This is a genomic window from Kitasatospora sp. NPDC057512, assembly GCF_042802135.1.
Lineage (GTDB): Bacteria > Actinomycetota > Actinomycetes > Streptomycetales > Streptomycetaceae > Kitasatospora.
In genome coordinates, this window is the sequence record NZ_JBHVET010000376.1 from 1 (window position 1) to 7,933 (window position 7,933).

Here is a 7,933-nt window from a genome sequence, read left to right on the forward strand (position 1 = left end):
GCTGATGCTGCTGGAGAACGTCCGCAGCCTGGACGAGGCGGTCGAGGAGGTGCGCGACGACAAGCGGGAGCGCGCCGACGAGAAGCAGCGCCGCAAGCTGGCCGGGCGCCGGGAACGGGCCGAGATCCGGGCGATCAACCGCTCCCACAGCGCCTGGCGGCGCGGTGGCGGCACGGCGCGGCGGCCGGGGTCCGGCGCGGAGCCCGCGACGGCCGCCGCGGCGGAACGGCCCGGGGTGGAACGCCTCTCGGCGGAACGCGTCTCGACGGAACGGGTGTCGGCGGAACGGGTGTCGGCGGAACGGGTATCGGCGGAACGCGTCGGGGCCGAGCGTCCCGAGGTGGAGCGCCCCGCCGGTCCGCGCGAGGTGGAACCGGCCGAGGGCACGGCCGTCCAGCCGGGCCTGCCGGCCAGGCCGGAGCGGCGCACCATCGACCTCACCCTGGAGGAGGACACCGTCACGCTGCCCCGGCTGGACGAGATGGAACGCAAACTGAAGGACCTGGAGCAGCAGTTCGGCTGACCGGTCACCCGTCGGCACCCCGCCGCCCCCGGGGTGCGGAGACCGGGGGCCGGGCCGGGGCTCAGGCCGCCGACGCCCCGCTGAGCTCGAACCACATCCGCTTGCCGGAGCCGCGCGGCTCCACGCCCCAGGAGTCCGCGAGTGCCTCGACCAGCATCAGACCGCGCCCGGAGGAGGCCTGCTCCCCCGGCGTCCGGCGGGTCGGCCAGAGGTCCGACTCGTCCTCCACCTCGACCCGCAGCCGGGTCCGGCCGCCGTCCGCCTCCGGCTCCCGGTAGAGCCGGGCGGTGAACATGGCGTCCCGGTCGGTGTGCCGGATGGCGTTGGTGACCAGTTCGGAGGAGAGCAGCTCGGCGGTGTCGATGAACTCGGCCACCCCCCAGCGGCGCAGCGCGTCGCGCAGCTCGGCCCGGACCTCGGCGACCCGCGCCAGGTCGGCCTGGCCGATCCGGCGGCGCAGCTGCTGGGCGGCCAGACCGCCGGCCGGGCCGTCCCAGCGCAGGAGCAGCAGCGCTATGTCGTCCTCGCGCTCGCTGGAGTCGGCGGCCTGGGAGGCGATCCGCTCGGCCAGCTCCTCCAGCGGGTCGCGGGCGGCCTGCCCGGCGTCCGGCAGCGGGCGGGCGAGCGCCCGGCCGAGCCGGGCGATGCCCTCGTCCAGGTCCATGCCGCGCGCCTCGACCAGGCCGTCGGTGCAGAGCAGCACGGTCTCGCCCGGGTCCAGGCTGAACCGGGTGACCCGGTACTCCTGGTCCGGGTCGATGCCCAGCGGCAGCCCGCCGGCCACCGGCACCACGGCGGCGGTGCCGTCCGCGCGGCGCACCAGCGGGTCGAGGTGACCGGCCCGGACGGCGTAGACCACGCCGTAGTCCACGTTGACCTCGGCGTAGGTGCAGGTCGCGAAGTGGTCGGTGTCCAGGTCGGCGAGGAAGCGGGAGGCGCGGGCCATCACGGCGGCGGGCGGGTGGCCCTCGGCCGCGTAGGCGCGCAGCGCGATCCGCAGCTGGCCCATGATCCCGGCGGCGTGCACGTCGTGGCCCTGGACGTCGCCGATCACCAGGCCGACGTGTCCGCCGGGCAGCGGCACCACGTCGTACCAGTCGCCGCCGATCTGGAGGCCGGAGCCGGCCGCGAGGTAGCGCACGGCGGTGGTCACGCCCGGGACGGACGGGACGGTGCGCGGCAGCATCACCCGCTGGAGGCCGGCCGCGAGCTCGTGCTCCGCGTCGTGCAGCCGGGCCCGGGCGAGCGACTGGGCGACCAGCCCGCCCAGCGTGGTCAGCAGGGTGCGCTCGTCCGCGTCCAGCTCGCGCTCGTCGTCGAAGCTGACCACGCAGACGCCGATCGCCCGGCCGCTGGCCACCAGCGGCAGGTACGCCCAGGAGCCCCGGCCGGTGCGGCTGGTCGCCTCCCACACCTCGGGGTAGCCGTCGCGGAAGTCCTCGCGGGTCGAGACGAAGACCGGCGCGCGGTGGCGCAGCGCCTCGGCGGCCGGGTGGCCGGGCGGCAGCACGGTGCGGTCCCAGACCGCCAGCGAGTCGGAGCGGTAGCCGGAGGCGCCGAGGATCTGCGCCCGTCCGGCCTCGAAGGAGGCCAGCACCAGGCCGTCCGGCGGCAGTCCGGGCAGCGGCAGCTCGGTGAACACCCGGGCCACGTCACGCACGGTGACGGCTTCGGAGAGGGCGCGCGCCGCCTCCTTGATGAACCGGGACCGCTCCTCGCGCAGCAGGGCCATCCGGTCGGCGTGGTCCCGCTTGTGCAGCTCGACGGTGGCGTCCCAGACGAAGCCGACCATCCGGGAGGCCCGGCCGAAGGCGTCGGCGAGCACCCGGCCGCGGAAGCGCACCGCGCGCATGCCGCCGTTCGCCCCGACCGTCCGGTAGTAGGCGCCGCACTGGCCCAGCTCGGCCACCGCGCGCTCGACCCGGCGGCGCACCACGGGCGCGTCCTCGGGGTGCAGCATGGCCAGGAAGGAGGCGGCCGTTCGGTCGAAGCGGCTCTGCCCCAGGGCGTCCAGTCCGACGATCGCACAGGCCCGCTGGTCGCCCTCCAGGACGTCGCGGCGGATGTCCCAGTCGAAGGAGCCGATGCCGTTGGCCGCCATCGCGGGCTCCAGCCAGTCCGGCATGGTGTCCGCGGAGGACGGCGGCAGTCCGCCCGACAGCACGGGCGCCAGCCGGGCGGCGGCGAGGCTCGGGGACGGGCGCACCGCGGAGCCGCGGCGCGAGGGCTGCGCGGGCGGCCGGGCCCGGCCCGTCCCGGTGGTGGTGGGCCCGGCGGCGGGCTGCCCGGAGGTGCGCGGCTCGGGGGCGCCCGGCTGCTCGGCGACGCGCGGCTCGACGGCTCTCGGCCGAGCGGTGCGCGGCTCCACGGTCCTCGGCTCCACGGTCCTCGGCTCTACGGCTCGCGGCTCCACCGTTCGCGGCTCGACGACGGGCGCCGCGCCGGGAGGAAGCGCCGGCCCCGGCGACTCGGGCTCAGTGGGCATGCTGCTCCTGCCGCTGCCGTGGCGGACCGCGCCGACCGTCCGGACGGGCCGCGTGGCGTTGTGATGGGTCGTGCTGGATAGGACGGTGCGACGGACGGTCGCCAGTCGAGGTTCGGTCTCCCCGCTGCTTCCCGCACGTGGACACACATTCCCACCATCCTGGCCAATGTTCGGCCGAGCGGCAATGCCAACGGGCCGGAAATCTTCCGTTCCGCCTTCTGTTCCGGGCATCCTTCGACGGCGAATCAATCGACGGCGAATCAATCGACGGCGAACAATCGTACGTCCTGCCGCCGGCCCGGAACGCACGGCCCGGAGCATGCCGCCCGGAAGTGGGGCTCAGGGCATGGCGAGCTCGAACCAGGTGACCTTGCCGTCGCCGCGCAGCTGCACGCCCCAGGAGTCGGCGAGCGCCTCCACCAGCAGCAGGCCGCGCCCCGAGGTCGCGTACTCGCCCTCCGGATCGCGCCGCCGCCCGGGCAGTCTGCTGGTGCCGTCCTGCACCTCGATGCGCAGCCGGTGGTCCGAGCCGAGCTCCGCGTCGAACACCGCGCCCTTGCCCGTGTGCAGCAGCGCGTTGGTGACCAGCTCGGAGGAGAGCAGCTCGGCGGTGTCGGACAGCTCCGGCACCCCCCAGTGGCTCAGCGCCGAGCGCAGCCGCCGCCGGACCGCGCCCACTCCGACGAGATCCGCCGGATCGAGCGTGAGGTGCAGTCTCCGGTGCACGGCACACCCCGGTGCCGGCGCACCCGGCAGGGTCGTCCCGGTGCCGGCGACCGGCGCCTGGACCGGCCCGGACCGGTAGGCGTCGCCGGAACTCGTCCGCTGCCGCGGGAATCGCGACTGACCGTCCATCAACACATGCCCCCGCCCTGAAATCCGGGCCCCCTGCCTCCGGATCCCCCGCCGGCCGGGTGGCCCCCTCGTTCTGACCACTCATCCTCATGCCCAGTTGGCGGCGTTTGCAACAGTGTGCGTCCGATCACGTGGGGTGAAAGGGGCACGGGATGGTTCGCGTGATCCAACTGCCCGCGCCGGACAGGTTTGCGAAGCGCAGAGGCTGTTTTCGAGGAAGCCGCCACCCGATCCCGCGCACACCCGGCGCCCGTACGGACCGTGCGCCCGACCGCGCGCCCCCCGCTCCGCTCCCGCCGCGCGCCGGGGATCCGGGCACCGGCCCACGGGGTCATCCAGCCCTCCCGGCCTCCCGTCCGCCCGCCCCCACCCCCTCACCCCCGTCCGCTCACCCCCACCCCCTCACCCCCGTCCCCCGCCCGGCAGGCCGAACGCCCGCGGAGCGGCAACGCTGGACAGGGCGGCCCGCTGCGGGTTCAATGGCCCCGAGATGTTTGAACGCCGTTCTAACATCGACCCCCGACAGCCCCCGAGGCCCCGAGCCGACCCCCTCCCCGGCGACCGCGAGCGAGGAACCGTGCGACTGACCCCCACCGAGCGGGACCGGCTGCTGATCTTCACAGCAGCCGAACTGGCCCGCGCCCGCCGCGCCCGGGGCGTGCGCCTCAACATCCCCGAGGCCACCGCCCTGATCGCGGACACCGTCTGCGAGGCCGCCCGCGACGGCCGCCGCCTGGCCGAGGCCATCGAGGCCGGCCGCTCCGTGCTGACCGCCGACGAGGTGCTGCCCGGCGTGCCGGACGTGGTCACCGTCGTCCAGGTCGAGGCCGTCTTCGAGGACGGCACCCGCCTCGCCGTCGTCAACGACCCGTTCAAGGGCGCCGGCTCGCTCGGCGACGACGCCCCCGGCGGTGCGCTGATCGGCGACGGCGCCGGCTACGACCCGGTCGAGGAGGCGCTGCTGCTGCCCGTGCACAACACCTCCGGGGTGCCGATCTCGGTCACCTCGCACTTCCACTTCTTCGAGGCCAACCCCCGGCTGGCCTTCGACCGGGCCGCCGCCTACGGCACCCACCTGGCCGTGCCGGCCGGCTCCTCGGTGCGCTTCGACCCGGGCGCCACCGTCGAGGTCGGCCTGGTGCCGATCGGCGGAGAGCGGGTCGCGATCGGCTTCGCGGGGCTCGTGGACGGGCCGCTGGACGCGCCCGGCGCGAAGGAGGCCGCCCTGGCGAAGGCCCGCGCGACCGGCTACCTGACCAGCTTCGACGACTCGGAGGTGCCCTCGTGAGCGCGATCACCCCGCACGACTACATCTCCGTGCACGGCCCGCGCGCCGGGGACCGGGTCCGGCTCGGCGACAGCGGACTGATCGTCCGGGTCGAGTCCGACTCCCAGGCGCCCGGCGACGAGTTCCTGGCCGGCTTCGGCAAGACCGCCCGGGACGGCCTGCACCTCAAGCCCGCCGCCGTCCGCGACACCTGCGACGTGGTGATCAGCAACGTCCTGGTGATCGACGCGGTCCAGGGCGTCCGCAAGACCTCGATCGGCCTGATCGGCGGCCGGATCGCCTCGATCGGGCGGGCCGGCAACCCGGACACCCTCGACGGCGTCGACGTGGTCGTCGGCACCGGCACCACGATCGTCTCCGGCGAGGGCCTGATCGCCACCGCCGGCGCCATCGACACCCACGTCCACCTGCTCTCGCCGCGGATCATGGAGGCCTCGCTGGCCTCCGGTGTCACCACCATCATCGGCCAGGAGTTCGGCCCGGTCTGGGGCGTCGGCGTCAACTCCCCCTGGGCGCTGCGGCACGCCTTCAACTCCTTCGACGCCTGGCCCGTCAACATCGGCTTCCTGGGCCGCGGTTCGTCCTCCGACGAGGCCCCGCTGATCGAGGCGCTGGCCGAGGGCGGCGCGTCCGGCTTCAAGGTGCACGAGGACATGGGCGCGCACACCCGCGCGCTGGACACCGCGCTGCGGGTCGCCGAGGAGTACGACGTCCAGGTCGCCCTGCACACCGACGGGTTGAACGAGTGCCTCTCCGTCGAGGACACCCTGAAGGTCCTCGAAGGCCGGACCATCCACGCCTTCCACATCGAGGGCTGCGGCGGCGGGCACGTCCCCAACGTGCTGAAGATGGCGGGCGTGCCGAACGTCATCGGCTCCTCCACCAACCCGACGCTGCCGTTCGGGCGGGACGCGCTCGGCGAGCACTACGACATGATCGTCTCCGCCCACGACCTCAAGCCCGACCTGCCCGGCGACGCCGCGATGGCCCGCGACCGCATCCGGGCCGGCACCATGGGCGCCGAGGACGTGCTGCACGACCTCGGAGTCATCGGCATCACCTCCTCCGACGCCCAGGGCATGGGCCGGGCCGGCGAGACCGTGCGCCGCACCTTCGCCATGGCCGGGAAGATGAAGGCCGAACTCGGCCCGCTCGACGGCGCCGGCTCGTACGGGACGACGGAGAGCGGCGACGACAACGAGCGCGTGCTGCGCTACATCGCCAAGCTCACCATCAACCCGGCCATCGCCCACGGCCTCTCCCACGAGGTCGGCTCGATCGAGATCGGCAAGCTCGCCGACATCGTGCTGTGGCGCCCCGACCACTTCGGCGCCAAGCCTCAGCTGGTCCTCAAGGCCGGCTTCCCCGCGTACGGCGTGGTCGGCGACCCCAACGCCTCCACCGACCGCTGCGAACCGCTCGTCCTGGGACCGCAGTTCGGCGCCCACGGCGCGACCGCCGCCGACATCTCGGTGGCCTTCGTCGCCCAGGCCGCCGCCGACGGCGCCTACCTCGACCGGGCCGCCGACGGGCTGCCGACCCGCCGCCGCCGGGTCGGCGTGCGGAACACCCGCGGCATCGGACCGCGCGACATGGTGCGCAACGCCCGCGTCGGCCACGTCGAGGTCACCGAGACCGGGCTGGTCTCCCTGGACGGCTCGCCGCTGCGCTCCGAACCCGCGGACAGCGTCTCGCTCAGCCGCCTCTACTTCCTCTGACCGCTTAGGACTTCGCGATGACCACCGCCACGCCCGCCTCCCTCGGCTACCGGATGCCCGCCGAGTGGCACCCGCACGACCGCACCTGGATGGCCTTCCCCACCGCCAACCCCACCTTCGACGGCCCCGAGCAGCTGCACGCCGCCCGCCAGGCCTGGGCCGCCGTCGCCGACACCATCGTCCGGTACGAGCCGGTGACGCTGATCGTCAACACCGGCGAGACCGAGCAGGCGCGCACGTACGTCTCCGAGAAGGTCGAGATCGTCGAGCGCCCGCTGAACGACGCGTGGATGCGCGACATCGGCCCCTCCTTCCTGATCGACGGCAAGGGCTCGCTGGCCGCCGCCGACTGGATCTTCAACGGCTGGGGCGCCCAGTCCTGGGCCCGCTGGGACAAGGACCAGCACATCGCCGAGCACATCAGCGAGCTGACGGACGTCCGGCGGTTCGCCTCCCGGCTGATCAACGAGGGCGGCGGAATCCACGTCGACGGCGAGGGCACGGTGCTCGTCACCGAGACCGTCCAGCTCGGCGAGGGCCGCAACGCGCACTGGACCAAGGAGGAGGTCGAGGCCGAGCTGCACGCCTTCCTCGGCACCACCAAGGCGATCTGGCTGCCGCGCGGACTCACCCGCGACTACGACGAGTTCGGCACCCGCGGGCACATCGACATCGTCGCCTCCTTCGTGCGTCCCGGCGTCGTGGTCGCCCACGTCCAGCCCGACCCCTCGCACCCGGACCACGAGGTCTGCCGCGAACTGGTCGCCGTGCTGCGCGCCTCGACCGACGCCCAGGGCCGGCCGCTGGAGGTCGTCGAACTGCCCGCCCCCACCGTCCTGCTGGACGAGGACGGCGAGCCGGTCGACTACTCCTACATCAACCACTACGTGGCCAACGGCGCCGTCGTGCTGTGCGCCTTCGACGACCCGCGCGACCAGGAGGCCGCCGCGATCCTCGCCGAGGCCTACCCGGGCCGCACCGTCGAACTCGTCGACGCCCGCGAGATCTTCGCCAACGGCGGCGGTATCCACTGCATTACCCAGCAGCAGCCGAAGGCGCTCTGA

5 protein-coding genes and 1 pseudogene are annotated in these 7,933 nt (G+C 74.3%); 4 read left to right on the plus strand and 2 right to left on the minus strand.

What is annotated here, in order from left to right; translation table 11 throughout:
* Positions 1–523, plus strand: a pseudogene (locus tag ACFU6K_RS23245) (hypothetical protein); the annotation flags it as partial.
* Between the two features lie 61 nt (positions 524–584).
* On the opposite strand, the gene ACFU6K_RS23250 reads toward ACFU6K_RS23245, so the two are convergent.
* Both ACFU6K_RS23250 and ACFU6K_RS23255 read right to left on the minus strand, forming a co-directional pair.
* Positions 585–2,891, minus strand: coding sequence for a SpoIIE family protein phosphatase (locus ACFU6K_RS23250; RefSeq protein ID WP_380665944.1), 2,307 nt, complete (start codon positions 2,889–2,891; stop codon positions 585–587).
* 456 nt (positions 2,892–3,347) lie between these two features.
* The gene (locus ACFU6K_RS23255; protein ID WP_049658213.1) at positions 3,348–3,734 is read right to left on the minus strand and encodes an ATP-binding protein; all 387 of its coding nucleotides are present in this window, start codon (positions 3,732–3,734) and stop codon (positions 3,348–3,350) included.
* A gap of 706 nt (positions 3,735–4,440) precedes the next feature.
* On the opposite strand from ACFU6K_RS23255, the gene ACFU6K_RS23260 reads away from it, so the two are divergent.
* From ACFU6K_RS23260 to ACFU6K_RS23270, 3 genes are read left to right on the plus strand one after another with little or no spacing between them, the layout of a single operon-like run.
* Positions 4,441–5,151, plus strand: a complete 711-nt coding sequence (locus tag ACFU6K_RS23260) for an urease subunit gamma (protein ID WP_380665946.1) — start codon at positions 4,441–4,443, stop codon at positions 5,149–5,151.
* Positions 5,148–6,869 carry an urease subunit alpha gene (locus ACFU6K_RS23265; protein ID WP_380665948.1) on the plus strand — a complete coding sequence of 574 codons (1,722 nt, stop codon included), beginning with the start codon at positions 5,148–5,150 and terminating at the stop codon, positions 6,867–6,869. The genes ACFU6K_RS23260 and ACFU6K_RS23265 overlap by 4 nt, the downstream gene beginning before the upstream one ends.
* Positions 6,870–6,886: 17 nt before the next feature.
* Positions 6,887–7,933: an agmatine/peptidylarginine deiminase gene (locus ACFU6K_RS23270; protein ID WP_380665950.1), complete on the plus strand. Its 1,047-nt coding sequence runs from the start codon at positions 6,887–6,889 to the stop codon at positions 7,931–7,933.